We start from the raw sequence: 25,421 nt of genomic DNA on the forward strand, positions 1-25,421 counted from the left end.
CGTAGGGCGCGCCGGGCCCGTTCGGCCTCAGCCCACGGGCTGATCCGCGGACCAGCCCAGCGGTCGATGTGCGGGGACCGACGCCGTTCGTACGGTCCCGGCATGACTCTCATCGACACCGACACCCCACGATCGGGCACCCCTGCCACGGGCCTCGACGTCACCCGGATCAGCACCTGGTTCGGCATCGCCTTCACGGTCTGCCAGCTCACCGTCATGGTGGGCATGACGATCTTCGTCCTGCCCCGGGGCGGGCGTCCCGGGGAGGATCCCGCGGTCTGGGGGCACCACGTCCTCGACGCCGCGGACGCCTACCGCATCGGCAACTACGTGTTCATGCTCGCCGGCGTCCTGCTGCTCGGCTTCCTCGGCGCCGTGCACGTGCGACTGCGTCGGGCGGACGCGACCGGCACCCTGGCGACCGTGGCGGTCGCCGCCGGGACGCTGCTGGCCTTCGTGTGGCCGTACGCCGCGGTGCTCCACGACGTCGCGCTCGACGCGGCGGAGAAGGGCACCGACCCGCGACTGCTGGCCGGCTGGGACGCGATCGCGCCGTACTCCCTCACCTTCTCGGCACTGCCGCGGATCTTCCTCGTCCTGGCGGTCGTCCTCGCCCTGCGCCTGGTCGGGGACGGCCCGTGGCTGCAGCGCACCGGCATCGCGATCGTCGTGGTGAGCGCGCTGGGCACCGCGACCACCGTGAGCGACGTGTTCTTCCCCCCGCTGGCGCTGAGCTCACTCGCCTACGAGCTGTGGATCGGCGCGCTCGCGTGGCACTGGCTGCGCGACGGCGTCACCTCCGCGGCGTCACCCAGAGCCTGATGACGCCCTCGACCACGACGGTCCCGTCCTCCCGGACGCCGCGCACGCGGACCGGGAGGTCGGGGTCGTCCGAGGTCCACTGCTCGGGGTCGGTCTCGGCGACGCAGGTGATGTCGCTGGTCGCCTTGGCGGTGTAGCTGACCTCCATCCCCTTGGGGATCCACCGCTTGTCGGCGGGGATGGTCGCCTCGGCGAGGGCACCCATCGCGGCCTCGAGGCCGTTGCACAGGGCGATCGCGTGCACGGTGCCGAGGTGGTTGTGGACGCGGCGCCGCTTCGGGATGACGAGCTCGGCGCGGTTGGGCCGGATCTCGGTGAAGCGTGGCCGGATGGTCGCGAAGTACGGCGCCTTCTGGGCGAAGAGGACCGAGAAGATCCGCGACCCCTGGGGCAGCGCGCTGGTCTTCTTCCACAGGGTCAGGACCTGGCTCATGGAGATGACATTACCGTCGGGTAACTTCTCCTGTCATGCTCCCCCGCGGATGACGCGGCTCACCGCCGACCGGGCGCAGGATGGAGGCATGGAGCAGCCGCTGCGGCGCGGTCTCGTGCTGGGCGGCGGCGGGATCACGGGGATCGCCTGGGAGACCGGGATGCTGCTCGGCCTGCGGGAGGCTGGGGTGGACCTCACCACGGCCGACCTCGTCGTCGGCACATCCGCCGGCTCGGCGGTCGGCGCCCAGCTCGTCAGCGGCACCGAGCTCGAGTCGCTCTACGACCACCAGGTCCGTCCGCACCCCGAGGACGAGCCTCCTGTGCCGAAGGCCAACGGCCAGGTGGTGCTGGGGTTCCTGCGCGCGCTGGTGCTGGCCCGCGGCGACCTCGAGGCGTTCGGCCGCGAGGTCGGCTGCTGGTCGGTGCGGCGCAGCGCGGCCGGCCACACCGAGGCGGTCGAGGAGAAGTACGCCGAGGTGCGCGACCGCCTCCCCCACCTGGCGTGGCCACCCACTCGTCACCTCCTGGTCACGGCCGTGGACGCACTGAACGGGCGTCGCCGGGTGTTCGACGGCTCCACGGGGGTCTCGCTGCTCGACGCGGTCACGGCGAGCTGCGCCGTCCCGGGCGTCTACCCCCCGGTGCTGATCGACGGGCGGCTCTACGTGGACGGCGGGGTCCACTCCACCGCCAACGCCGACCTCGCGCGCGGCTGCGATCGGGTCGTCGCGCTGGCACCGATGCCGCACGGATACGGCCTTCTGCGCAGCCCCGCCGAGGAGCTCGAGGGCGTCCTGTCCACCGTGCTGGCACCCGACGTCCTCGCCCGCAAGGTCGTCGGGCACAACATCCTCGACCCCGCTGCTCGCATCGCCTCGGCGCGCGCCGGTCGCACCCAGGGCCTCTCGGTCACCGGGGGCGTGGTGGACCTGTGGCGGTGATCCGGGCTCAGGCCGGGGCCAGCACCTCGACCCGGTTGCCGTGCCCGTCGAAGGTGTGGAACCGCTCGTAGCCGGCGAACGTGGCGCGCTGGCTCCAGTCGACCTCGCTGCCGGTCGCGGCGAGCCGCTCGGCGGTGGCCTCGAGGACGGCGACCGAGTCGAGCACGAAGGCCGGGTGCGCCTTGCGGGCCGGCGCGAACGGCTCCTCGACGCCGACGTGGATCTCGGCCGCGACGGCACCGTCCGCGGCGTACGCCCGGAACCAGGCGCCACCGCGAGCCCTCAGGTCAGCGGGCTTCTCGACCTCGGTCATCCCGAGCCCGTCGGCATAGAAGCGCCGGGCGGCGTCCTCGCCGCCGGGCGGGCAGGCCACCTGGACGTGGTGCAGCTTCATCGTCCCTCCTCGGGCGTCCGGGCGACGGCGAAGATGCGCCGGAAGGGCAGCACCACGCCGTACGCGTGCTCAGGGTAGGCCGCACGCAGGCGGCTCTTGAACTCCATCTCGAAGGCAGGCCTCAGGTCGTCGGGCAGGGCCTGCAGGGTCGGCCGGGCCCCGGTGCCGGAGACCCAGGCGAAGACGGGGTCCTCGCCGGTCAGCACGTGGAGGTACGTCGTCTCCCAGGCGTCGACGGCGCAGCCCAGCGCGGTCAGCCGGTCGAGGTAGACCGCCGGGTCGTGGCTCGAGGGCACGGCCACCCCGCGGGTGTGCGGGGCGTACGCCGCCTCGGCCGCGAGCTCGCTGCGGATCGTGTGGCTGGGCTCGTCGAAGTTGCCGGGGACCTGGAAGGCGAACCAGCCGCCCGGCCGGACCCGCGCGACGAGGCCCTCGAGCAGGTCGAGGTGGCCGGGGACCCACTGGAGGGTCGCGTTCGAGACCAGGACGTCGACCGGCTCGTCGGGCGTCCACTCCCGCAGGTCGGCGACGTCGAAGGCGATCCGGTCGTCGGCGGCGCGAGCCTTCGCGATCATCTCCGGGCTGGAGTCCAGGCCCGTCACGTGCGCGTCGGGCCAACGGTCGGCCAGCAGGCCGGTCAGGTTGCCGGGCCCGCAGCCGAGGTCGACCACGCTGCGCGGGTCGTCGACGCCGATCCGCGCGAGCAGCTCGACGAACGGGCGGCCACGCTCGTCGGCGTACGTCAGGTAGCGGTCCGGGTCCCAGCGGTGCGTCACGGCAGCCCTCCAGCTCGGCGAAGTATCTTGACATCAAGACAAACCGATCGTCGTCGAGAACTGTCTCGATGTCAAGATTCTCGACCGAACCGGCTACGATGGGGCCATGAGGGACGAGGTCGACGACCTGGTGGAGGCGTGGGCGCGCCAGCGTGCCGACCTCGACCTGGCGCCCGTCGCGGTCTTCAGCCGCATCTCCCGGCTCGCGCGCCACCTCGACCTGGCCCGGCGGCAGGCGTTCACCACCCACGGCATCGAGTCCTGGGAGTTCGACGTGCTCGCCGCGCTGCGCCGCGCGGGCGCGCCGTACGAGCTCTCCCCCGGCCGGCTGCTTCGCGAGACCCTGGTGACCAGCGGCACCATGACCAACCGGGTGGACCGGCTCGCGGCCCGCGGATTCGTGGAGCGCCACCCCGACCCCGAGGACCGGCGCGGCGTGATCGTCCGGCTCACCGCCGAGGGCAAGACCGCCGTGGACGGGGCGTTCGAGGCGCTGCTGGAGGCCGAGAAGTCGTTCCTCGCCGACCTGCCCCACGCCGAGCAGGAGCAGCTCGCGGCCCTGCTGCGGACCCTGCTGGCCCCCTTCGCCTGAGACGTCGAGTCGGCGCAAGCTCGCCGCTGGAACGGCTCGAGTCGGCGCAAGCTCGCCGCTGGAACGGCTCGAGTCGGCGCAAGCTCGTCACTCGAGGATCTCGGCGGCCTCCAGCCACTCCATCTCGAGCTCCTCCTTCTCGGCCGCCAGCACGTCGAGCTGGGCGCTGAGGTCCGCCAGCTTCTCGTAGTCCTGGGCATGCTCGAGGACCTCGGCGTTCAGCGCCGCCTCCTGCTCGGCGATCCGCTCGAGCCGCTTGTCGATCCGGGCGATGTTCTTGCGCGCCGCGCGCTCCTCGGCGCTGCCGGCCTTCGCCTTCTCCGGCGAGCCTGCGCCGACTCGACCCGTTTCCGCGCCGAGCTCGCGCCGACTCGACGCGTCCTGGGCCTGCACCTGCGCCGACTCGAGGTGGAGGTCGGCGGTACGTCGCTCGAGGTACTCGTCGACCCCGCGCGGCAGCATCGAGATCTGGCCGTCGCCGAGGAGCGCCCAGACGGAGTCGGTGACCCGCTCGAGGAAGTACCGGTCGTGCGAGACGACCAGGAGGGTCCCGGGCCAGCCGTCGAGGAAGTCCTCGAGGACGTTGAGCGTCTCGATGTCGAGGTCGTTGGTGGGCTCGTCGAGGAGCAGCACGTTGGGCTCGGTGAGCAGCAGCCGGAGCAGCTGGAAGCGACGACGCTCGCCGCCGGACAGGTCGCCGATCCGCGCGGTCAGTCGGTCGCCGGTGAAGCCGAAGCGCTCCAGCATCGAGCTCGCGGTGATCTCGCCGTCGGCCGTCTTCGTCACCCGGCGGATCGACTCGACCGTCGGCAGCACCCGACCGTCGGGGTCGAGGTCGTCGAGCTGCTGGGTCAGGTGCTGCAGGGCCACGGTGCGGCCTTGCTTGACCTTGCCGGCCGCCGGCGGGAGCGACCCGGCGATCAGCGAGAGCACCGAGGTCTTGCCGGCGCCGTTGACGCCGACGATCCCGACCCGGTCTCCGGGCCCGAGCCGCCAGGTGGCGTGCGAGAGGAGCGTGCGGTCGCCGCGGACCAGGTCGACGTCCTCGACGTCGATGACGTCCTTGCCGAGCCGCTGGGTGGCGAACCGCTGCAGCTCCATCCGGTCGCGCGGCGGCGGAACGTCCTCGATCAGGGCGTTAGCGGCCTCGATCCGGAACTTCGGCTTGGAGGTCCGCGCGGGCGCACCGCGACGCAGCCAGGCGAGCTCCTTGCGGGCGAGGTTCTGCCGGCGGGTCTCGGAGGCCGAGGCCTGGCGCTGCCGCTCGGCCTTGGCGAGCACGAACGCGGCGTACCCGCCCTCGTAGGCGTCGACGACCCCGTCGTGGACCTCCCACGTCCACTGGCAGACCGCGTCGAGGAACCACCGGTCGTGGGTGACCACCACGAGCGCGGACGGGCGCTGGACCAGGTGCTGGGCCAGCCAGGCCACGGCCTCCACGTCGAGGTGGTTGGTGGGCTCGTCGAGCACGATCAGCTCGTGGTCGCCGAGCAGCAGGGCGGCCAGCGAGCAGCGCCGCCGCTCCCCGCCGGACAGCCCGACCACGGGCCGGTCCAGGGAGACCCCGGCCAGCAGCACCTCGACGACCTCGCGGCTGCGCGCGTCGGCTGCCCACTCGTGGTCGGACAGGCCGCCGAGCACGGCCTCGCGCACAGTGTGGGTGTCGACCAGCTCGTCGCCTTGGTGCAGGTAGCCGACCAGCAGGCCGCGGGTGCGCGAGACCCGACCGGTGTCGGGCTCCTCGAGGCCGGTCATCACCTCGAGCAGCGTGGTCTTGCCGTCGCCGTTGCGGCCGACGATGCCGATCCGCTCGCCGGCGCCGATGCCCAGCGAGACGTCGGTGAGCAGCGGGCGGACGCCGTAGGACTTCGAGACCCGCTCGAGGTTGAGGAGGTTAGCCATGGGTCACCACGTGGGCGCCCGCGACCGGGCCGTTGGCGACGAGGACGACGGGCTCCTGCCCGTCCGCGGAGGGCGCGCGGAGCGCCGCCGCGACGGCCCGGGCGTGGTCGCCGGACTCGCACAGGAAGACGCAGGTCGGGCCGGAGCCGGAGACCAGCCCGCGCAGCGCGCCCTCGGCCTCGCCGCGCTCGATCCGCCGCGCCAGGTCGGGACGCAGGTCGAAGGCGGGCACCTGCAGGTCGTTGTGGAGGGTGGCGGCGAGCCGGTGCGGGTCGCCGGAGTCGAGCGCGGCGAGCAGTTCGTCGGCGGGCGGCGGGGTGGCCGGCGCGTCGGGGTGCAGCTCGTCGAAGTGCCGGTAGACCGCCGGGGTGGACATGCCCTCGGGCGACAGCGCGAGCACCCACCACCAGGTGCCGTGGTCGACCACCGGGGTGACGATCTCGCCGCGTCCGGTCCCGAGCGCGGTGCCACCGACGAGCGCGAAGGGGACGTCGCTGCCGAGCTCGGCGGCCAGCGCCAGCAGGTCGGCGTCGCGGGTGTCGAGCCCCCACAGCCGGTCGAGCGCGACCAGCGCCGCCGCGGCGTCGGCCGAGCCGCCCGCCATCCCGCCGGCGACCGGGATCGCCTTGGTGATGTGCAGGTCTCCGCCGAGGCCGGACCGTTCCAGGCCGTGGTGGGCGGCCAGCAGCGCGGCCGCCCGGTCGACGATGTTGTCGCCGTCCAGGGGCACCCCTGCGTGGTCGACGTGGTCCTCGACGGCCAGCCCCAGCCGCCACTTCTCGCACGGGACGGCACGGAGGTCGTCGTAGAGGCCCACCGCCTGGTAGACGGTGAGCAGCGGGTGCAGCCCGTCGGGCCGCACCGCCCCCACACCGAGGTGCAGGTTGATCTTGGCGGGCGCGCGCACGACGAGCCCGGGAGCGTCCGGGATCACGCGTCGACCCCTCGTACGCCGGAGCCGACCCAGCCCTGGGCGACCAGCCCCTCGGCGATCCGCACGAAGTCGGTGATGGTCAGCGACTCGCCGCGGGCGAGCTGGTCCACGCCGGCGTGGTCGAGCGCCGCAGCGGCCACCTCGGCCGAGCCGGCCAGGCCGCGCAGGGCTCCGCGCAGCACCTTGCGACGCTGGGCGAAGGCCGCGTCGACCACCGCGAAGACCTGCTCGCGGGTCGCGGTCGTGGTCGGCGGCTCACGCCGGGTCCAGGCCACCAGCCCGGAGTCGACGTTGGGCGCCGGCCAGAAGACGTTGCGCCCGATCGCACCGGCCCGGCGCACCTCGGCGAACCAGGCGGCCTTGACCGACGGGACGCCGTACACCTTGGAGCCGGGGGTGGCGGCGAGCCGGTCGGCCACCTCCGCCTGGACCATGACCAGTCCCTTCTCGAGCGAGGGCAGCAGCGTGAGCATGTGCAGCAGCACCGGCACGGACACGTTGTAGGGCAGGTTCGCGACCAGCGCCGTCGGTGCCGGCCCGGGCACGGACTCGATGCGCAGCGCGTCACCGAGCACCACCTCGAAGCGGTCGCGCTGCCCGGGGGCGTACGTCGCGATGGTGGCGGGCAGGCGCTCGGCGAGGACCTCGTCGACCTCGATCGCCACCACCCGGCCCGCGACCTCGAGCAGGGCGAGGGTCAGGGACCCGAGGCCGGGACCGATCTCGACCACCACGTCGTCCCCGGTGATCGCCGACTCGCGCACGATCCGCCGCACGGTGTTGGCGTCGATGACGAAGTTCTGGCCCCGCTGCTTGGTCGGCCGCAGGTCGAGCTCGGCTGCCAGCGAACGCACCTCCGCCGGCCCGAGAAGCCTCGGACCGGCGGAGGTGGAATCAGCGCTCGTCACGGGACGAGCCTAGGTCTCGACAGGTTCGACCACCGAAAGCGGGGGACGACCAGGTCAGGCCTGGGCGCCACAGACCGGCCAGGCGCCGTACCCACCGGACGCAGCACGCACCTTCTCGGCGATGCTGATCTGGTACTCACGGCTGGTGAGGTCCGGACGGCTCACGCCGCCGTACGCCTGCCAGGTGCTCAGGTTGAACTGCAGGCCGCCGTAGTAGCCGTTGCCGGTGTTGGCCGCCCAGTTGCCGCCGGACTCGCACTGGGCGATCCGGTCCCACACCGAGCCACCGGAGACGTAGTTGGACGTCGGAGCCGGCGCCGGCTCCTTGGTGCCGACCTTGACGATCTCGTCCACGGGCTGGCGGGTCACCTGCTGGGACAGCACCTTGCGCACGGCGAGGTCGCCGTTGCGGAAGACCAGCTGGTAGGTCACGTTGCGGGCACCCTCGGAGCCCTCGCGCACGACGGTCGAGTCGCCCTGCATCATCGAGGAGTCGTCACGGTGCACCGTGTCGAAGCCGATGCTCTCGCCCTCGACGCGCTTGGTGACCCGGCGGATGTCGGTGAAGACGATCTTGTCGCCGTCCTGGACCTCGTGGCCCGTGGCGGGGGTCGTCCGGTCGGTCTTGCCGACCTTGACGCCCATCTCCTTCAGCGCGTCGCCGACGGTCAGCGCGGTGAGCTGGCGCTTGACCGGCTTCTTGTCCGCCACCTTGACCGTGAGGGTCTTCGGGGTCACGACCTCGAGCTTGAGGCCCTCGCGGTTGATGCTGCCGCCGCGGCTGGTGGACAGCTCGGCGCCGCTGAAGCGCTTGCCGATCTCACCGAGGGCGTCGGCGACCTTGGTCGCGGTGACCCAGTAGGTCTGGGAGTCGCCGTCCACCTCGAGCTTGAGCGGACGACCGAACTTGACCGAGATGCGGCTGCCGTCGGTCACCGGCTCGTCGAGCCCGGGAGCGACGATGTCGTGGTCACCCACCTCGATGCCCTGGGAGTCCAGGACGTCACCGACGGTGCCGCCCATGGCAGTGACCTGCTCGGAGCGGCCGTCGAGGGAGAGGGTGACCTCCTTGCTGAGCGCCGAGTAGCCGAAGGTGGTGCCGGCCACGGCGAGCACCGCGACGGTCGCGGTGGCGACCAGGGCGGTGCGGGTCTTGAGTCGAGAGGTCAGTCGGGACAGCTTGCTGTGCTCATTACTGGGCACGATTCTCCGAACGTCGTACTCCCCGGTTCTCGGGTGCCAGCGCTTCGCGGCGCGCGCCAGCCACGGGTGTGGGTGCGCGCTTTGCGGGGGTTCTACGCGGGGCCACCGCCACGTTGCGGCGGCCACCAGCACTGGTCAGATCGATCCCGATCCCGGCCATCAGTCACAAGACGATAACGACGCATCCGGTGGATGCAAACCCGCGGACCCCGCATTTGGGGACGACGTGACGAGCCTCTCGTCGGCAAGATCCACGGTTCCGGGGCCTCGAGGTGCTACCAGGAGCCGCCGAACGCCGCCTCGGTGTTGGCGTCCACGGCCGCGCACAGCTCCCCCAGGTCGGTGCCCCGCACCTCGGCCATCGCACGCATGGTGAGCGGCACCAGGTAGGAGGCGTTGGGGCGGCCGCGGTACGGCGTGGGGGTCAGGTACGGCGCGTCGGTCTCCACCAGGATCCGGTCCTGCGGGGCCAGCGCCAGGGCGTCGCGCAGCGGCTGTGCGTTCTTGAACGTGACCGTCCCCGCGAACGACAGGAACGCGCCCCGGTCGAGGCAGCGGCGGGCCACGTCGGCGTCGCCGGAGAAGCAGTGCATCACCCAGCGCTCGGGCGCGCCCTCATCGTCGATGACCGCGAGCACCTCGTCGTGGGCATCGCGGTCGTGGATGACCAGGGTCTTGTCGAGCCGCTTGGCCAGGTCGATGTGCCGGCGGAACGACTCGACCTGGGCGGCGCGGCCCTCCTCGCCGGTGCGGAAGTGGTCGAGGCCGGTCTCCCCCACCGCGCGCACCTTGTCGTGCGCCTGCGCCAGCCGCTCGATCTCGGCCAGCGCCTCCTCGAGGTCACCCGCGGCGGCGTGCCGCGGCGCCTCGTTGGGGTGCAGGGCGACGCCGGCCACGAGGGCGTCGTACGTCGCCGCGGCCTCGACCGCCCAGCGCGCGCCCGGCAGGTCGCAGCCGATCTGCACGATCCGGGGCACGCCGACCGAGGCGGCGGTCGCGAGGGCCTCGGCGGTGCTGAACCACTCGTCGGGCCGGTCCGCGTCGGCGATGTCGAGGTGGCAGTGGTTGTCCACCACCGGGTGCGGCAGCGGCTCCGGGAGCGGCGGGCGCTCGCGGTCGCGGCGCGAGCCGCTCCTCTCGTCGGTGGCGGCGCGGGACCGGGTCGGCCGGTCGGTCATGCGTGCTCCTCCTCACGGATCGGGGGGCGGGTCACTGCTTGTGCACGGCGTCGTAGACCTCGCGCTTGGGCAGCCCCGCCCGGCGCGCGACCTCCAGGATCGCGTCCTTGCGGCTGGTCCCGACCGCCTCGAGGTCGGCCACGGCGGCGCGCAGGCTGTCCGGGTCGCCGGCGACGTCCGGGCCGCCTGGCGCGCCGGAGACCACGATCGTCACCTCGCCACGCACGCCCTCCTCGGCCCAGCCGACCAGGTCCGCCAACGGGCCGCGGCGCACCTCCTCGTGGGTCTTGGTCAGCTCGCGGCACACCGCCGCGGGGCGCTCCCCGCCCCACGCCTCGGCCATCGCGACCAGCGCGGCGTGGGTGCGGTGCGGCGCCTCGAAGAACACCATGGTCCGCTCCTCGACGGCCAGGCCGGCGAGACGCCGCGACCGTTCGCCCGCCTTGCGGGGCAGGAAGCCCTCGAAGCAGAACCGGTCCACCGGAAGTCCGGACACGGCCAGCGCGGTGAGCACGGCCGACGGTCCGGGCACGGCGGTGACGGGCACGTCGGCCTCGACCGCGGCGGCGACCAGGCGGTAGCCGGGGTCGGACACGCTGGGCATGCCGGCATCGGTCACGAGCAGCACCCGCTCGCCGGCCAGCAGGGCCTCGAGCAGCGCGGGGGTGCGGGAGCTCTCGTTGCCCTCGAAGTACGACACGACCCGGCCGGTGACGGTGACGCCGAGGTCGCCGGTGAGCCGCTTGAGCCGGCGGGTGTCCTCCGCGGCGACCACGTCGGCGTTCGCCAGCTCCTCGGCGAGCCGCGGCGGTGCGTCGGTCACCCGGCCGATGGGCGTGGCGGCGAGCACGAGCGTGCCTGGGAGGGTGGTCACGCCCCGATCATCGCAGGCCCCTCCGCGGCTCAGCCGGGCAGAACGTCCACGGCGTAGGTGCCGACGACCGGGTAGTGGTCGGAGTGCTGGATGTCGTAGCCGACCTCGCAGCTGGCCGCGGGCACGTCGGTCCACACCTGGTCGATGTACTGGCGCCCGTGGGTGCCGTTGTCGTCGGTGCCGCAGTCGCGCCACATGCCGACCATCGCGTGCTTGGTCAACCGGGTGTAGGGGAAGTTCTTGCGCTGCCAGCGGGCGTCGGCGGCGTACCCCACGTTGAAGTCACCGAGCACGATCACCTGGCCGGAGGAGGACTCGGCCGCCACCAGCGCGTCGAGGCTGCGGACCTGGTCGCGGTACTCCGAGAACATCAGGGGCCGGTCGGCGCGCGGCCGCCCCGCCTGCGTCGCGCCGGCGAGCAGGTGCACGTTGATCACCGTCAGCGACCGACCGCTGAGGATGTGCCGCAGGTGCACGATCGTGGCGTAGGTGTCCTTGGTGTGGTCCCCGAGCTTGGGCAGCTCGTCGCCGATGTAGCGGCCCTTGGCGAGCAGGGCTCCGCGGCCGCTGACGAAGGCGAGCTTCGAGCGGTCCCAGATGACCGGGTTCTGCATCTGCTCGAGGGCGCTGTACGACGCCCAGCCCGTCGTGGCCGCCAGGTACCGGAGCTTGTCGCGCCCGGTGATCTCCTGCAGCCCGGCCACGTCGATCCGCGGCCGCAGGGCCTCGACGCCGGCCTCGAAGGAGTCGACGGGCTCGGCGGCCCGGATGTTGTAGCTCCCCACACGCAGCGGGACGGTCACCGGACCCGCGGACCCGGCGAGGGCGGGTTGCGGGGTGAGCCCGGCCAGCAGCAGCACGAGGGCAGGGAACAGCGAGGTGGCAGCACGAACGAGCACGACGGTCTCCGGGGAGGCACAGCGGATGCGTCCCGTCGATCCAGTCGTTCCAGTCCGGGACGCGGGGCCGGGGGGACCCCGACAGAAGAATCGGCCCATTCGGGTCCGGACTTGAGCGTTTCTCCTCATTTTGAGGCACGTAGAGTCTCCGGCTGTGACGAACCTCGCCGCTCCCGACGCCGCGGTCCAGCGCCGGGTGGGCCTGTCGCGCACCGCATCAGGCCGGCGCGTGCCGCTCGCCCCGGAGCGGGCGCGGGGCCGGAAGCGGCTCGAGGACCCGGTCGTGGGCTGGTCGGCCAGCATCGGGGTGGCGCTGTTGGCGCTGTTCCTCCGCCTGTGGCACCTCGGCACGCCCCACGCCTTCGAGTTCGACGAGACCTACTACGCCAAGGACGCCTGGTCGCTGGCCCACTTCGGCTACGTGAAGGAGTACGTCGGCAGCGCGAACGACAAGATCCTCGACGGCACCACCACGGGCGTGTGGAAGGACAGCCCGTCGATGATCGTGCACCCCGAGGTCGGCAAGTGGCTGATCGCGCTCGGGGAGAAGGCCTTCGGCATGGACCCGTTCGGCTGGCGGATCTCCGCCGCCGTCGTGGGGTCGCTGATGGTGCTGGTCATGTGCCGGCTGGCGCGGCGCCTCACCGGGTCGACCGCACTCGGCTGCGTCGCCGGCCTGCTGCTCACCTTCGACGGCCTGCACCTGGTCCTCTCCCGGCTGGCGCTGCTGGACATCTTCGTCGCCTTCTTCCTGCTCTGCGCGGTCGCCTGCACGGTCAACGACCGGGACTGGTACCGCGCCCGGCTGGCCCGGCTCGCGCCGGAGCAGGTGACCCACGGCTGGGGGCCGGTGCGCGGGCTGCTGTTCCGCCCCTGGCTGCTGCTCGGCGGGGTGTGCTGGGGGCTCGCCCTCGGCAGCAAGTGGGAGGCGGCGTACCCGCTGGCCGCCTTCGGCGTCCTGGTGTGGCTGTGGAGCGCCGGCGCCCGGCGGTCCTTCGGCGTCCGGTGGGCGGTGCTCAGGTCGGCCCTGGTCGACGGCGTGCCGGCCTTCGTGCACCTCGTGCTGGTGGCGCTGGTGGTCTACGTCGCCTCGTGGACAGGGTGGCTCATCCACGCCCACGAGTACGAGACCCACCTGTCGGCGACGCAGTACACCCACTACGACGGCGGCAAGGACTGGCCGACCCGCGACGAGCCGGACGCCTCGGGCCTGGGCGAGGTGACCCAGTCGCTGCGCTCGCTGTGGCACTACCAGCGCGACGTCTACGTGTTCCACACGCACTTCCTCAACGACAGCACGCACACCTACGCCTCGAAGCCGTCCGGCTGGCTGCTCCTCAACCGGCCGGTGGGCGTCGAGGCGGACGTCGACATCAAGCCGGGCACGCAGGGCTGCGACGCCCCGGCCGGCAGCGACTGCCTGCGCCAGGTGCTGCTGCTCGGCACCCCCGTGCTGTGGTGGGGCGGGGTGCTCGCCCTGCTCTACTCCGCGGCGATGTGGATCGGCGCCCGGGACTGGCGGTTCGGGCTCGCGGTGGTCGGGGTGCTGTCCACGTGGTTGCCGTGGCTGCAGTACGACGACCGACCGATCTTCTCGTTCTACGCCGTGGTGAGCCTGCCGTTCCTGGTCCTCGCGCTCACCCTCACGATGGGGCGGGTGATCGGCTCCTCCCCCGTGCCCACCCCACGGCGCACCGCGGGCGTGGTCGTGTCCGGGTCGTTCTTCGTGCTCGTGCTCGTGAACTTCGCCTGGTTCTGGCCGATCTGGACCGACCAGCTGCTGACGCACGGCGAGTGGCTGGACCGGATCTGGTTCCAGCGCTGGATCTGACGGCTACGCGTCCTGCGGGAGGTCCAGCTCGCGGCGTACCCACTGCCACAGCGCGGCGCGCTCCTCCTCGCCGGTGCGCGTGCGGCGCAGCAGGTGGAAGGGCCGAGGCCGGCGGTCGTGCCAGAGCTGGCCGCCGGTCGGGACCGGGTCGGTCGCGGAGAGCCACACGGTGGTGTCGGCGCCGCCCGCGGCGTCGCGCAGCAACGGGCCCGTGACCTTGTGGAAGGTCGGCAGGGAGTCCACGACACCCGGCGTGTCGGCCCAGCCGGGGTGGGTCGCGTGCACCGAGATGCCGGACCCGCCCCAGCGCTGGTCGAGCACCGGCAGGAGCTCGACCTGGGCGCGCTTGCTGCGGGCGTAGGCCGTGGTCGGCGAGTAGTCCCCCTGCAGGTACTCCGGGTCGTCGACACGCAGCCGCTGCCCGTACATCCCGCCGGACGTGACGAGCACGACCCGCGCGTCGGTCAGGCGCGGCCGGAGCAGCTCGGTCATCAGCACCGGGCCGAGCACGTGCAGGGCCATGGTCAGCTCGTGGCCCTGGGCGGACTCGGTCCGCTCGGGCGGCATCGCCCCCGCGTTGTGCACCAGCACGTCGAGGTGGTCGACGTCCAGCTCGTCGGCGAAGCGGCGTACGTCGTCGAGGTCGCCCACGTCGCAGCGGGCCAGGTGCAGCTCGGCCAGCGGCAGCCGACCGCCGAGGTCGCGCAGCACCCGGGCGCCCTTGTCGGTGTCGCGCACCACCAGGACGACCTCGGCGCCCAGCCGGGCGAGCCCCTCGGCGGTGGCCAGGCCGAGACCCGACGTGGCGCCGGTGACCGCGACGACCTTGCCCTTCATGGCGTCCGGCTCCGGGTCGGCGGGCCAGGTCGGGAGGTGGCGGCGGATCGCGGGACCGATCCGGGTGTACCCGGGGGCCACGGTGCGGTCCAGGAGGGTGTCGATCCCGACGGCGAGGGGGCGCGGCAGCATGGTGGCGAACGTAGCCCGCGGGAATCGCCCACCCAAGCGCGTCCGTGCGGCCCGACCCGGCACCATGGGGGCGTGACCTCACCGACGCCCGACTGGCCCGCGTGGCCGGCCGCCCTGCTGGACTTCTGGACCGAGCGCCATCTCTGCACGCTCACCACCCTGCGCACCGACGGCCGGCCGCACGTCGTGCCGGTCGGCGTGGCCCTCGACCGCGAGCAGCGGTGCGCGTGGGTGATCACCTCGCGGACGTCGCGCAAGGCGCGCAACCTCGCCGGCTCGCCCCTGCTGGCGGCCTGCCAGGTCGACGGTCGTCGCTGGTCGACCATCGAGGGGCGTGGCTCGGTGCTCTCCGACCCGGAGTCGGTGCGCCGGGCCGAGACGATGTACGCCGCCCGTTACCGGACCCCGAGGGAGAACCCGGACCGGGTGGCGATCCGCGTCGAGGTCGACCGGGTGCTGTCCTCCAGCGACTTCTGACCGGTCCGAGTCGGTCGGGCTCAGGCCATCGAGAGCAGGAAGGCCAGCGTGAAGCCGACCGCCGTCACCAGGCCCACCAGCGCGCCCGCGTGCTCGACTGCCTCGGGCACCATCGTGTCGGCGAGCATGGTGAGGATCGCCCCGGCGGCGAAGGCCTGGGTCACCGCGATCACCACCGCCGGTGCCGAGCCGAGCAGCCCGAACCCCAGGGCGGCCGCGACCGTGGACGCCAGCAGCACGGCGACCCACAGCCCGAGCACGTAGCGCACCGAGCGGCCGTCCTTGCGCATGCCGGCGGACGCGGACAGCGACTCGGGGATGTTGGAGAGGAAGACGGCGGCCACGACCGCCGTCCCGACCGTGCCGCCGCCGATCAGGCTGACCCCGATCGCGGCGGACTCGGGGATGCCGTCGAGCAGGGCCCCGAGGACCAGCGCCATCGCGCCGGCGTCGGCCGGCGAGCCGTTCTGGCTCTTGCGCCGGTCCCCGCCCCGACGGTCGATCAGCCAGTCACCGCCGAAGAAGACCAGCGAGCCGGCCAGCAGCCCGAGCACCACCGCGTCGGCACCGGAGCGGTCGTAGGCCTCGGCGGTGAGCTCGAAGGCGACCGCGCTGAACAGCACGCCGACGCCGAACGCCATGATCAGGCCGACGAACCGCTTGCTGGTCGGCAGCCAGATGCCGGCGACCGCCCCCAGCAGCAGGGCGAACCCGCCCACGAAGCCCCAGAACGCCGCTTCCCACATGGCCGCGATGCTGCCACAGCCCGAATTGAGGAGATCTTGAGCCAGATCTCAGGATCTCTTGGGGTTCGCCGCGCTACGTTCTTCTCACGAACCGCCGGTGACCCGAGACGCCGGCGGTTCGTGCATTTCCGGGAGGGGCTCCTCGACGGCCTCGGCCGCAGCGTCCCGCGGGGCGCGGAACCACACCGCGACCGCACCCACCAGCAGCACGCCGGCGGAGATCAGGAACGCGGTCCCGGTCGCGTCGACGAACGACTGCTGCGCGGCCTGCACCAGCCGGTCCCCCGCCGGCCCCATCGCCGCGATCTGGTCCGCGCCGCGCGTGATGAACGCGATCGAGGACTCCGCGGCGTCGGCGGCCTGCGGAGGCAGCCCGTCCGTCGCCGGGGCGACGCCGTCGCGGTACGCCGCGTTCAGCGCGCTGCCCAGGATCGCGATGCCGAGCACGCTGCCCAGCTCGCGGGACGCGTCGTTGACCGCCGAGGCCACGCCCTGCCGCGACTTCGGCAGCGAGGAGACGATCGCGGTCGTGGCCGGGGTGCCCGCCAGGCCCATGCCGGCGGCGAAGACCACGAGACCGACGGCCAGGAAGCCGTACGACGAGTCGAGCGAGAGCCGGGACAGGATGAGCATGCCGGTGGCGCTCAGCACCAGCCCGAGCGCCACGACCCGGTGGGTGCCGAGGTGGCCGGCGATCACGGGCGCCCGACGGGCCAGCGGGATGAGCACGACCGGCAGCGGCAGCAGGCAGACGGCCGCCATCAGCGGCGAGCGGCCCTCGACGTACTGCAGGTACTGCATGATCACGAAGAAGAAGCCGAAGCTGCCGAAGAACTGCACCGTGATCGCCAGTGAGCCGGCGCTGAAGCCGCGCAGCCGGAAGAGGCGCGGGTCCAGCATCGGGTCGGGGCGACGCAGCTCCCACAGGACGAACCCCGCGAGGCCGAGCGCGCCGACGACGAAGCCGGCCACGGTGAGCGTGTCCGCCCACCCGCGCTCGGGGCCCTCGATGATCGAGAAGACCAGGGCGACGATGCCGACCAGGGAGAGCAGGGCACCCACCGGGTCGAGCCGCGGCGCGTGCTCGTCACGGGACGACGGGATGACGGCGAGGGTCCCGGCCAGCGCGACGGCGGCCAGCGTCACGTTGAGCCCGAAGAAGGAGCTCCACGAGAAGAGCTCGAGCAGGATGCCGGAGGCGAGCAGGCCGAGGACGGCGCCGCCGCCGGCCACGCCGACCCAGACCCCGACGGCCCGACCCTTCTCCTCGGGCGGGAACGAGCTGGTGATGACCGACAGGGTGGCCGGCATGACCGCGGCCGCGCCGACGCCCATCAGGGCCCGCAGCGCGACGAGCGTCGTGGGGTCGTCGGTCGTCATCGCGAGCCCGGCCCCGAGCCCGAACGCCACGAGCCCGAAGAGGAGCACGCCCCGGCGGCCGAACCGGTCGCCCATCGCGCCGAGCGGCAGCAGCAGGCCGACGAAGGCCAGCGTGTAGGCGTCGACGATCCAGGTCAGCTGGGTCTGGCTGGCGCCGGTGTCGACGGCGAGGTCGGGGAGCGCGACGTTCAGTCCGCTCACGGCCGAGACCACCATCATCAGGGCCAGGCAGACGACGACGAGGATGCTCGTGCGCCGGCGCGGGCTGAGCGCGGGCGCGGCGACCGGTCCGGCGGCCGTCGGGATCGAGTGGGACATGGTGGCTCCAGAAGGGGATGAGTAGGCTTGCGCCATAATTCTGCACGCATTGAATTCATCACGTCAAGAATTAATTGGGGAGACCTCTCTTGAGCACGACACGACGAGGCCGCCGCGCCGGCGACAGCGGCACCAGGGACACCATCCGGGCGACCGCTCGCCGGATGTTCGCGACCGTCGGCTACGACCGGACCTCGATGCGCCAGGTGGCGATCGAGTCCGGCGTCGACCCCGCGCTGGTCACGCACTACTTCGGCTCCAAGGTGCGCCTCTTCGTCGAGTCCGCCGACCTGCCGGCCGACCCCGCGGTCGTGGTCACGATGCTGGTGGAGGGGCCGCGCGAGGAGGCCGGCCTGCGGCTGGCGTCGTTCGCGCTCCAGACCCTGGAGTCCGAGGAGGGCCGGGGCCGGATGCTCTCCCTGGTGCGGGCCGCGACCTCGGAGCCGGAGGCCGGCCGGCTGCTGCGCGAGCGGATCACGGCGGACATGCTGGAGCCGGTGGCCCAGCAGATCGGCGGCGACCGGGCCGCCTACCGGGCGTCGCTGGTGCTGATGCACATCATCGGGCTGGCCATGGCCCGCTACGTGATCCGGGTCGAGCCCCTGGCCGGCCTGCCGGCGGAGGAGCTCGTCGCCGACCTCGCACCCCGGCTGCAGGCCTGCCTGTCCGGCCCGCTCGCCGCCGGGTCGGCGTGACCGCGGAGGGGGCGTTCGTTCACCCGGGCGTCACCGCGCGACCCCTGTCGCGGCCGGGGGCAGAGCCCTAGATTCTCCGGCATGTCTCGGGAATCCATGAAGATCGTCCTGCTCACCTGCGCACTCGTCGCCGGGCTGAGCCCCGCCCTCCAGAGCCCGGCGACGGCGGCCACCCCGCCGTACAAGGTGCTCTTCGACAACAGCTCCGCGGAGACCGCCGGCAACGCCGACTGGATCATCTCCACCAGCCAGCCCGACCCGCTCGGCCAGAACGCCGGCCCCACGAGCGAGACGAGCTGGACCGGCGCCATCTCCGCCTGGGGCGTCGCGCTCCAGCGCACCGGTGACTACTCCCTCGAGACGCTGCCGGCCACCGGCCGGATCACCTACGGCGACGCCACCAACAGCCAGGACCTCGCCAACTACGACGGGTTCGTGCTGCCCGAGCCCAACACCCTGTTCACGGCGGCCGAGAAGACCGCGATCATGAAGTTCGTCCAGGCAGGCGGCGGGCTGTTCATGGTCAGCGACCACGACGTCTCCGACCGCAACAACGACGGCTACGACTCGGTCGACGTCCTCAACGACCTGATGACCGACAACTCCGTCGACCCGACCGACCCCTTCGGCTTCGCCATCGACCACCTCGACATCGGCAACGAGGACCCGGGCGTCGTCGGCAGCCGGGCCGCCGGGGACCCGATCGTCGCCGGGCCCTTCGGGGAGGTGACCGGCACCATCCTGCGCAACGGAACCACGGCCACGCTGCACCCGACCGCCAACGGCACGGTGCGCGGCGAGCTCTACCGCTCCGGCTACTCCGCCAGCGGGACCACCGGCGCCGCCTTCGTCACCAGCAGCTTCGGATCCGGCCGGGTCGCCTTCTGGGGTGACAGCTCGCCGATCGACGACGGCACCGGTCAGCCCGGCAACACGCTCTACGACGGCTGGAACGACCCGGCCGGCACGAACGCCGCGCTCGCCCTCAACGCCACGCAGTGGCTCGTCGGCGGCTCCACGTCCGGCGGCGGCACCGGTACGCCGGCCGAGCGCGTCGTCAACGGTGGCTTCGAGTCGGGCAACTCCTACTGGAGCCTGGGCTCCGGCGCCTCGGTCGTGACCACACGCGCCTACGCCGGCACCCACTCCCTGCTCGTCGGCGGCACGACCTCCTCGACCCAGTCGGCCACCCAGCAGGTGACCGTGCCGACCGGTGCGAGCTCCCAGACGCTGACCCTGCGCAGCTACGTCACGACCCAGGAGTCGGGGTCGACGGCGTACGACCGGCTCAACATCCAGGCCAACGGGACGACGCTGAAGAGCTACAGCAACGCCTCGCCCACCGGGACGTGGACCGCCACCACCGTCGACCTCTCGGCGTACGCCGGGCAGACGATCACGCTGAAGCTGCAGGCCGTCAACGACTCGACGCTGCCGACGAGCTTCTACGTCGACGTGGTCAGCGTCATGGCGTGACGGTCACCGCAGGCCGGGTCGGCTGCCGCCCGAGCCCGATCCGCCGGTCGAAACCACCGGGTGCGTGGACGTTGAGGAAGCGCACGTCGGTCGGGCCGGCGTTGAGCAGGGCGTGCAGGGTGCCCGCTGGCACGAGCGCGAACGTCCCCGGCCCGGCCTGCACGACCCGCTCGTCGTCGCCGACGGTCAGCGACAGCGTGCCCTCGAGCACCAGGAAGGAGTCGTCCTCCGCCGTGTGCCGGTGGCCCTCGACCCCCTGCCCCGGCCTCAGGACGATGACGGCGAGGTTGAAGAAGGGGGTGTCCTCCGTGCGTGCGAGGAACTCGACGTTGCCGACGCGGTGTCCCTGTCCCGGCTCGACGACGACCACCTGCCGGCTCATCGCGCACCTGCCGGCGCTGCCACCGGGGCGGCGAGGCCGCCACCGAACACGTCGTGCGGATCCACCGCGGCCTTGACCCGGCGCAGCCGCTCCAGGACCTCCGGGGTCCACGCGCTGCTCGCCCCGCGCTCGCCGCCGTGGCCGGCGAAGTTCACCAGCGACGTCCCCGTCGACCACGGCGCCAGGGCGTCGACCACGCGGCCGGACGCGGCACGGGCGGCCGCCAGCATCGGCGGTGGGGCCGGGGCGACCACCGACACGGAGAACGCACCGTCGCGCCCCGCCACCGCGTTCGGGACCGTCGCCGGACGGCCGAGCGCGCCACCCATCAGCCGCATCTCGACCACGGCCAGGGGCACGTCGACGGCCGGGCCGGCGACGCCGAGCACGGCGTCGAGCGCGGCCGCGGGTGCCTCGCGCAGGAGCGCGCCGGTGGTGACCGCGGGCAGCGGGTCGGCGGGATCCATGTGGATGCGGTCCACCTCGGCGAACGACATCGGGCCGACGGAGTCCAGCACCGGGGTCGCGACGCTGCGCATCGGCGCGAGCAGCGCCTCGCCACGGTCCGGCGAGCCGGCGAAGCCGAACCGCAGGGCCAGGCTGACGACGCCCCGCATGGGGGGCGGCACGTGCTCGGCCGGCGGCAGCCGCAGCAGCGCGACCGACGTGGTGACGTCCTCGGGCATCGTCGGCGCCCAGGCGGCGAAGGCGTGCAGCACGTCCTCGACGGCGGGAGCCGCGAAGATCATGGCGCCTCCGAAGAACCGCGGCACCGGGAAGAGGTCGAGCTCGAGGGCGGACACGATCCCGAACCTGCTCTGTCCGCCGCGGACCGCCCAGAAGAGCTCGGGGTCGGTCTCGGCGGTGACGGTCCTGACCTCGCCCGCAGCGGTGACGAGCTCGACCGAGCGGACGTGGTCGGCCGCGAAGCCGTGGCGGCGCGCGAGGTGGCCCATCCCTCCGCCGAGGGTGTAGCCGACGACTCCCACCCCCGAGGAGGACCCGGACAGCGGCGCCAGGCCGTGGGGCACGGCGGCGTCGATCACCGACCGCCACCGGGCGCCTGCCTCGACCCTCGCGACCCGGGCGACCGGGTCGACGTGGACGCCCTGCATCCGCCTCGTGGAGACGAGCACGGCGCCGTCGGCGGGCGCGGTCGCCCCGTGCCCCGTGGCCTGCACCACGACCCGGAGCCCCTCGTCGGCGGCGTACCTCACCGCCGCCGCCATGTCCTGTGCGCTGGTCGCCGCGACCACCACCGCGGGGTGGTGGGTGACGGCCGTGTTGAACCCGGCTGCCTCCCGGGCGGCGGCGGGCTCCCCGCCCTCGTGCACCGCCCCGGCGACCTGTCGCGCGAGCCGCTCGCGCGTGTACGACGTTGCCATCTCGTTCCTCCTCGAGGCCTCCGCACGGTGCGGATCGGCTTGGCGTCGACACTGCGGCTAAGGGGCCTCACCGGGCATGAGGAGTTCACGCAGTCCGACCCGGCCCGGCTCAGTGGCCGGGTCGGTCGGGCCCGAGCACGTCCAGCAGGCCCCGCCGGTGGGCGACGGTGACCGCCTCGGTCCGGCTGGCGACGTTCAGCTTCGCCATCACGTGGCTCAGGTGCACGCTGGCCGTCTTCTCGCTGATGAAGAGCCGCTTCCCGATCTCGCGGTTGGTCAGCCCCTCCGCCACCAGCGCGAGGACCTCACGCTCCCGCGCGGTCAGCACCGCGTCGCCATCGGCGGAGCCGCCCAGTCGGGCCCGGCTCACGGTCGCCTCGACCGCTCTCCCGAGCGGACCAGCCCGCATCCGCTCCGCCGCGGCGGCCGCGGCCTCGGCGTGCGGTCTGGCCGCAGCCCGGTCACCGGCGGCGACCCAGGCCTCTGCCAGCCGCCAGTGGCAGCGGGCCTGCTCGTAGACGTGCCCGTAGCCGAAGGCGTCCAGCGCCCGCTGCCACTCCTCGACGGCCGGCTCACCACGCAATCGGGCGTGCTCGGCCACGGCGCGGGCCTGCCAGGCGCGGCCCTCGGGCCCCAGGCCTCCCGGCCGCCCGTGCCCGCCGGCGACGACCCGGTCCACCCGCTGCAGCAGCACGTCTCCCTGCCGTTGCGCCACTGCTGCCCCGGCCTGGTCGCGGCGCAGGCGGCAGTACGTCGCCTCGTCGGCCAGCGCCCCCAGCGCCAGCGCCGACAGCCAGAGGCCGCCGTACATCCCCTCGCCGGCCACGGTGTCCATGTGGGTCTGTGCCCGGTCGGCCATCGCGACCGCTGCGGCGTAGTCGCCCTGCCAGGTGAGGCGGTCGGCCTCGCAGCCGCCGACCACCAGACCGACCTGGGGGTCGGCGTCCCAGCTCCCCTCCAGGTCGGCCACCCGGCGCTCGGCGTCGGGAAGCCCCCGCGCGACGGCGGCGTAGCAGCCCACCGCGGCGAGCCGGGCTGCCGCGACGTCCGGGGGTCGGCTCCCCGGCGCCCGGGCGGCCGTCAGGCTGCCGTCGAGGTCACCGGAGACGTAGAGCGCGATCGCGTGCAGCAGCCTCAGCTCGACGCCCGAGCCGCTCCACCGCAGGCCGCTCTCGGTCACCCGCGCCATCGCCGTCCGCAGGATCGGCAGCGACCCGGCCACGTCCCCGTTGTAGTAGTGCAGGGACGCCAGCACGTAGTGCGCGCGCAGCTCCGCGGCCAGCTCACCCTCCGACCGCGCCAGCTGCAGCGCAGCGCCGAGCCGCTCGGCCGCACCTGCGCGGTCCCCGTCGACCTCGTCGAGGAACGCCTCCGTCGTCAGCGCCTCCACCTCGAGCCCAGGCTCGCGGGCGGCGCGGGCCTCCATGAGCGCGCGCTCGGCGCGCGGGCGCGCCTCGTCGGTCCGATGGGTCAGCAGCAGCGTCCGGGCCAGCCCGAGGTGGGCCAGCGCCGCGGTGCCCGCGTCGACGCCCGTGGTCTCGGCGAGGCGGACCGCCTCCTCGGCGGGCCGGACCGCCCGGTCCGCGGCGTCGGCGGCCAGCAGCTGGCGGACCAGCTCGGCGCGCGCCTGCACCCCGCCCGGCTCGTCGCTGTCGGCGTCGCAGAGCTGGACACCCCGGCGGGCCCACTCGACGGCCCGGGCCGCCTCGCCGGCCAGCCCCGCGGCGCGTGCCGCCCGGATCGCCACCCGTCCGCGCGAGTCACCCGCCAGCGCGGCGGCGTCGGCCACGTCCGGCCACACGGCGAGGGCGCGCTCCAGGTGCTCGAGGGCCTCGTCCGGGGCCAGGACCCGCTCGGCCTCGGCGGCGGCTCGGACCGACCAGAGCAGCACCTTCGGCACGTCCTGCGCCTGCGTGACGTGGTGGGCGACCTCGGCGGGACGTGCGGGTCCGGCCGTCCCTGCCTCGAGCACGGCCGCGTGCGCGGCGTGCAGCCTCGCGCGCTCGCCGGGCAGCAGGTCGTCGTGCACCGCGGCGCGCAGCAGGTCGTGCGCGAAGGAGTAGCCGGCGCCGTCCGGCACCAGCAGTCCCTCGGCCACCGCGACGCGGAGCGCCTCGTCCATGGCGTCGTCGGCCAGCCCCACCACCTGGCGCAGCCGGCGGTCGGGCACGGAGTGCGCCACCACCGCGGCGGCGCGCACCACGGTGCGTGCGTCGTCCGGCAGGCCGTCCAGCCTGCCGACGAGCAGGTCCGCCAGCGCCCGCGGGATCCCGTCGTCGAGCGTGCCGTCGGACCGCAGTCCCGAGGCCAGGGTCTCCACGTAGTAGGGGTTCCCGCGGGTGCGACGAAACACCTCGGCGGCGGCGTCCGCGTCGCCGTCGACCCGCGCGAGGTACTCCGCCACCTCCGACGCGGTGAACGGCTCGAGGTCGAGCCGGCGCACCGACGGCAACCGTCCCAGCTCGCTGAGCAACCGGCGCACCCGCGGACGGACGGCCAGGCCGTCGGTCCGGACCGTCGCCACCACCAGCAGCCGCTCCGAGACCATCCGGCTGAGCAGGAACCGCAGGAAGTCCGCCGAGGACGCGTCCACCCACTGGAGGTCCTCCACCAGGACGACGACCGGGCCGCGGACGCGTCCGACGCCGGCGAGCAGCGCGGCCGTGGCGTCGAAGAGCTGGAGCCGCCGCGACTCGTCGACGTGACTGTCGCCCGCGGCCTGCGGATCCGTCAGGCCGGTCACGGCCGGGAAGCGCTCGAGGACCGAGGCGACCTCGGGATCGGCTCCGGCCACGGCCCGGAGGGCCCGCGCGAGGTCGATCACGGCGAGGTACGGCAGGCCCGGATCGCCCAGGTCGACGCACTGTGCCCTCAGCACCAGCGGCGGCGGACGCAGCGGCTCCTCCAGCAGCGCCCGGACCAGCCGGGACTTCCCGACGCCCGCCTCCCCCGCGACCAGGATCGCGGCGGGTCCACCCTCGGCGGCCCCGGTCACGGCGGCCCGCAGGAGCGTCAGCTCGCGCTCGCGGCCGACGAGCGGCACCTCACCCGGGGACCCCACCACGTCGGCATCATCGCACCCGTCACGGGTCCCACGACCCGTAAACGCGCTCGTCATTCCCTTGTGCGCGCCGGGGTCGCCCCTTGGTAGACATTCCCTCGCGCCCCGGACCGGAGCGCGGAACCCCTACCAGCCGGAGGTCGAGCCGTGTCGCTCCCACGTCCCTATCCCGACGACACCTACCTGGCCGAGGAGGGTGAGGCCAGCGCCTGGCTGCGGCGGTCGGACGAGCCGGCCGAGATCACCTACCGGAGCGGGGGCACCTGCGAGTACCTCGCCACCGGCGACCAGGCCGCCGGGCGGTTCGGGCTCTACCGGTGGACGTTCGGGGAGACCGAGTCCGGCCCGGACCCGCACTTCCACCGCTCGATCTCCGAGCAGTTCTACGTGCTCTCCGGCGAGGTCCGCCTCTACGACGGTCGCCAGTGGATCACCGCCCGGTCGGGCGACTTCCTGTACGTCCCCGAGGGCGGCATCCACGGCTTCCGCGGCGCGGACCGCGCCTCGATGCTGCTGATGTTCGCTCCCGGTGGTCCCCGGGAGGACTACTTCGAGACCCTGGCCCGTGGTGAGCAGATGACCGAGGAGCAGCGCGCGAGCTTCATGCAGATGCACGACACCTACTGGGTCTGAGCGCCGCCGACACGGCGCCAGGGAACCAGAAAGGCACCGTCTCCCGCAGGTGGGAGACGGTGCCTCGCGTGGTGGAGCTGAGGGGATTCGAACCCCTGACCTTCTCATTGCGAACGAGACGCGCTACCAACTGCGCCACAGCCCCAGTGCGTCCCGAGGGACGCGGTGGGAAACGTTAGCACCAGCGGTGCGGCGTCTCCCAATCGGTTC

At 73.4% G+C, this 25,421-nt stretch carries 24 protein-coding genes, 1 tRNA gene and 1 pseudogene; 8 read left to right on the forward strand and 18 right to left on the reverse strand.

Annotated elements, in window-relative coordinates:
• The first annotated feature begins 102 nt into the window (after window positions 1-102).
• Entirely contained in the window at window positions 103-822 is a 720-nt protein-coding gene (locus ACFO9I_RS00525) for a hypothetical protein (RefSeq protein ID WP_379176742.1), read from the forward strand.
• Here ACFO9I_RS00525 and ACFO9I_RS00530 read toward each other — a convergent pair.
• Window positions 794-1,255 carry a hotdog fold domain-containing protein gene (locus tag ACFO9I_RS00530; RefSeq protein WP_379176744.1) on the reverse strand — a complete coding sequence of 154 codons (462 nt, stop codon included), beginning with the start codon at window positions 1,253-1,255 and terminating at the stop codon, window positions 794-796. The two genes, ACFO9I_RS00525 and ACFO9I_RS00530, sit on opposite strands and share 29 nt — an antisense overlap.
• Window positions 1,256-1,343: 88 nt before the next feature.
• Between ACFO9I_RS00530 and ACFO9I_RS00535 the strand changes: the two genes are divergently transcribed.
• Window positions 1,344-2,198: a patatin-like phospholipase family protein gene (locus ACFO9I_RS00535; RefSeq protein ID WP_379176746.1), complete on the forward strand. Its 855-nt coding sequence runs from the start codon at window positions 1,344-1,346 to the stop codon at window positions 2,196-2,198.
• 7 nt (window positions 2,199-2,205) lie between these two features.
• Here ACFO9I_RS00535 and ACFO9I_RS00540 read toward each other — a convergent pair whose 3' ends face one another.
• Together ACFO9I_RS00540 and ACFO9I_RS00545 are read right to left on the reverse strand one after the other, a co-directional pair.
• Complete coding sequence (locus tag ACFO9I_RS00540) at window positions 2,206-2,592, reverse strand: VOC family protein (RefSeq protein WP_379176748.1); 387 nt, start codon at window positions 2,590-2,592, stop codon at window positions 2,206-2,208.
• Entirely contained in the window at window positions 2,589-3,368 is a 780-nt protein-coding gene (locus tag ACFO9I_RS00545) for a trans-aconitate 2-methyltransferase (RefSeq protein ID WP_379176750.1), read from the reverse strand. The genes ACFO9I_RS00540 and ACFO9I_RS00545 overlap by 4 nt, the downstream gene beginning before the upstream one ends.
• Window positions 3,369-3,474: 106 nt before the next feature.
• On the opposite strand from ACFO9I_RS00545, the gene ACFO9I_RS00550 reads away from it, so the two are divergent.
• Entirely contained in the window at window positions 3,475-3,960 is a 486-nt protein-coding gene (locus ACFO9I_RS00550) for a MarR family winged helix-turn-helix transcriptional regulator (RefSeq protein WP_379176752.1), read from the forward strand.
• Between the two features lie 87 nt (window positions 3,961-4,047).
• Here ACFO9I_RS00550 and ACFO9I_RS00555 read toward each other — a convergent pair whose 3' ends face one another.
• The 7 genes from ACFO9I_RS00555 to ACFO9I_RS00585 form a co-directional block, all read right to left on the reverse strand.
• Window positions 4,048-5,862: an ABC-F family ATP-binding cassette domain-containing protein gene (locus ACFO9I_RS00555; protein ID WP_379176754.1), complete on the reverse strand. Its 1,815-nt coding sequence runs from the start codon at window positions 5,860-5,862 to the stop codon at window positions 4,048-4,050.
• A complete protein-coding gene (locus ACFO9I_RS00560; RefSeq protein ID WP_379176756.1) occupies window positions 5,855-6,796 on the reverse strand; it encodes a 4-(cytidine 5'-diphospho)-2-C-methyl-D-erythritol kinase in 942 nt (313 codons plus the stop codon). The genes ACFO9I_RS00555 and ACFO9I_RS00560 overlap by 8 nt, the downstream gene beginning before the upstream one ends.
• The gene (gene rsmA, locus ACFO9I_RS00565) at window positions 6,793-7,704 is read right to left on the reverse strand and encodes a 16S rRNA (adenine(1518)-N(6)/adenine(1519)-N(6))-dimethyltransferase RsmA (protein ID WP_379176758.1); all 912 of its coding nucleotides are present in this window, start codon (window positions 7,702-7,704) and stop codon (window positions 6,793-6,795) included. The genes ACFO9I_RS00560 and rsmA overlap by 4 nt, the downstream gene beginning before the upstream one ends.
• A gap of 54 nt (window positions 7,705-7,758) precedes the next feature.
• The gene (locus ACFO9I_RS00570) at window positions 7,759-8,907 is read right to left on the reverse strand and encodes a transglycosylase family protein (RefSeq protein ID WP_379176760.1); all 1,149 of its coding nucleotides are present in this window, start codon (window positions 8,905-8,907) and stop codon (window positions 7,759-7,761) included.
• A 275-nt stretch (window positions 8,908-9,182) separates the two neighbouring features.
• Window positions 9,183-10,085: a TatD family hydrolase gene (locus ACFO9I_RS00575; protein WP_379176762.1), complete on the reverse strand. Its 903-nt coding sequence runs from the start codon at window positions 10,083-10,085 to the stop codon at window positions 9,183-9,185.
• Between the two features lie 31 nt (window positions 10,086-10,116).
• Window positions 10,117-10,959 carry a 16S rRNA (cytidine(1402)-2'-O)-methyltransferase gene (rsmI, locus tag ACFO9I_RS00580; RefSeq protein WP_379176764.1) on the reverse strand — a complete coding sequence of 281 codons (843 nt, stop codon included), beginning with the start codon at window positions 10,957-10,959 and terminating at the stop codon, window positions 10,117-10,119.
• Window positions 10,960-10,988: 29 nt separating this feature from the next.
• Window positions 10,989-11,858, reverse strand: a complete 870-nt coding sequence (locus tag ACFO9I_RS00585) for an endonuclease/exonuclease/phosphatase family protein (protein WP_379176766.1) — start codon at window positions 11,856-11,858, stop codon at window positions 10,989-10,991.
• 154 nt (window positions 11,859-12,012) lie between these two features.
• Here ACFO9I_RS00585 and ACFO9I_RS00590 point away from each other — a divergent pair, with 154 nt between their 5' ends.
• The gene (locus tag ACFO9I_RS00590; RefSeq protein ID WP_379176768.1) at window positions 12,013-13,689 is read left to right on the forward strand and encodes a dolichyl-phosphate-mannose--protein mannosyltransferase; all 1,677 of its coding nucleotides are present in this window, start codon (window positions 12,013-12,015) and stop codon (window positions 13,687-13,689) included.
• Window positions 13,690-13,692: 3 nt separating this feature from the next.
• On the opposite strand, the gene ACFO9I_RS00595 is transcribed toward ACFO9I_RS00590, so the two are convergent.
• Complete coding sequence (locus tag ACFO9I_RS00595) at window positions 13,693-14,658, reverse strand: SDR family NAD(P)-dependent oxidoreductase (protein ID WP_379176770.1); 966 nt, start codon at window positions 14,656-14,658, stop codon at window positions 13,693-13,695.
• A gap of 72 nt (window positions 14,659-14,730) precedes the next feature.
• Between ACFO9I_RS00595 and ACFO9I_RS00600 the strand changes: the two genes are divergently transcribed.
• Window positions 14,731-15,135, forward strand: a complete 405-nt coding sequence (locus ACFO9I_RS00600; protein ID WP_379176772.1) for a pyridoxamine 5'-phosphate oxidase family protein — start codon at window positions 14,731-14,733, stop codon at window positions 15,133-15,135.
• Between the two features lie 20 nt (window positions 15,136-15,155).
• Here ACFO9I_RS00600 and ACFO9I_RS00605 read toward each other — a convergent pair whose 3' ends face one another.
• Entirely contained in the window at window positions 15,156-15,881 is a 726-nt protein-coding gene (locus tag ACFO9I_RS00605; protein WP_379176774.1) for a ZIP family metal transporter, read from the reverse strand.
• Between the two features lie 84 nt (window positions 15,882-15,965).
• Window positions 15,966-17,579 (reverse strand): MFS transporter, encoded by a 1,614-nt coding sequence (locus ACFO9I_RS00610; RefSeq protein WP_379176776.1) that lies wholly within the window; start codon window positions 17,577-17,579, stop codon window positions 15,966-15,968.
• 89 nt (window positions 17,580-17,668) lie between these two features.
• Here ACFO9I_RS00610 and ACFO9I_RS00615 point away from each other — a divergent pair, with 89 nt between their 5' ends.
• On the forward strand, window positions 17,669-18,274 hold the full coding sequence (locus ACFO9I_RS00615) for a TetR family transcriptional regulator (protein ID WP_379176778.1): 606 nt from the start codon (window positions 17,669-17,671) through the stop codon (window positions 18,272-18,274).
• 81 nt (window positions 18,275-18,355) lie between these two features.
• The gene (locus ACFO9I_RS00620; RefSeq protein ID WP_379176780.1) at window positions 18,356-19,750 is read left to right on the forward strand and encodes a hypothetical protein; all 1,395 of its coding nucleotides are present in this window, start codon (window positions 18,356-18,358) and stop codon (window positions 19,748-19,750) included.
• Here ACFO9I_RS00620 and ACFO9I_RS00625 read toward each other — a convergent pair.
• The 4 genes and pseudogenes from ACFO9I_RS00625 to ACFO9I_RS00640 form a co-directional block, all read right to left on the reverse strand.
• Window positions 19,740-20,132, reverse strand: a complete 393-nt coding sequence (locus ACFO9I_RS00625) for a cupin domain-containing protein (RefSeq protein ID WP_379176782.1) — start codon at window positions 20,130-20,132, stop codon at window positions 19,740-19,742. The genes ACFO9I_RS00620 and ACFO9I_RS00625 overlap by 11 nt on opposite strands.
• Window positions 20,129-21,517 carry an FAD-binding oxidoreductase gene (locus ACFO9I_RS00630; RefSeq protein WP_379176784.1) on the reverse strand — a complete coding sequence of 463 codons (1,389 nt, stop codon included), beginning with the start codon at window positions 21,515-21,517 and terminating at the stop codon, window positions 20,129-20,131. The genes ACFO9I_RS00625 and ACFO9I_RS00630 overlap by 4 nt, the downstream gene beginning before the upstream one ends.
• Before the next feature lie 109 nt (window positions 21,518-21,626).
• The gene (locus ACFO9I_RS00635) at window positions 21,627-22,706 is read right to left on the reverse strand and encodes a helix-turn-helix transcriptional regulator (protein ID WP_379177367.1); all 1,080 of its coding nucleotides are present in this window, start codon (window positions 22,704-22,706) and stop codon (window positions 21,627-21,629) included.
• Window positions 22,707-24,050: 1,344 nt separating this feature from the next.
• Window positions 24,051-24,635, reverse strand: a pseudogene (locus ACFO9I_RS00640) (ATP-binding protein); the annotation flags it as partial.
• Window positions 24,636-24,725: 90 nt separating this feature from the next.
• Between ACFO9I_RS00640 and ACFO9I_RS00645 the strand changes: the two are divergent.
• Window positions 24,726-25,211 (forward strand): cupin domain-containing protein, encoded by a 486-nt coding sequence (locus tag ACFO9I_RS00645; protein ID WP_379176786.1) that lies wholly within the window; start codon window positions 24,726-24,728, stop codon window positions 25,209-25,211.
• Between the two features lie 69 nt (window positions 25,212-25,280).
• Here the strand turns inward: ACFO9I_RS00645 and ACFO9I_RS00650 are convergent.
• Window positions 25,281-25,356: transfer RNA gene (locus tag ACFO9I_RS00650), tRNA-Ala, on the reverse strand.
• Window positions 25,357-25,421: the final 65 nt, after the last annotated feature.

The organism is Nocardioides sp. GCM10023255 (assembly GCF_042653125.1).
In the GTDB taxonomy this organism is placed as follows: Bacteria; Actinomycetota; Actinomycetes; order Propionibacteriales; family Nocardioidaceae; genus Nocardioides.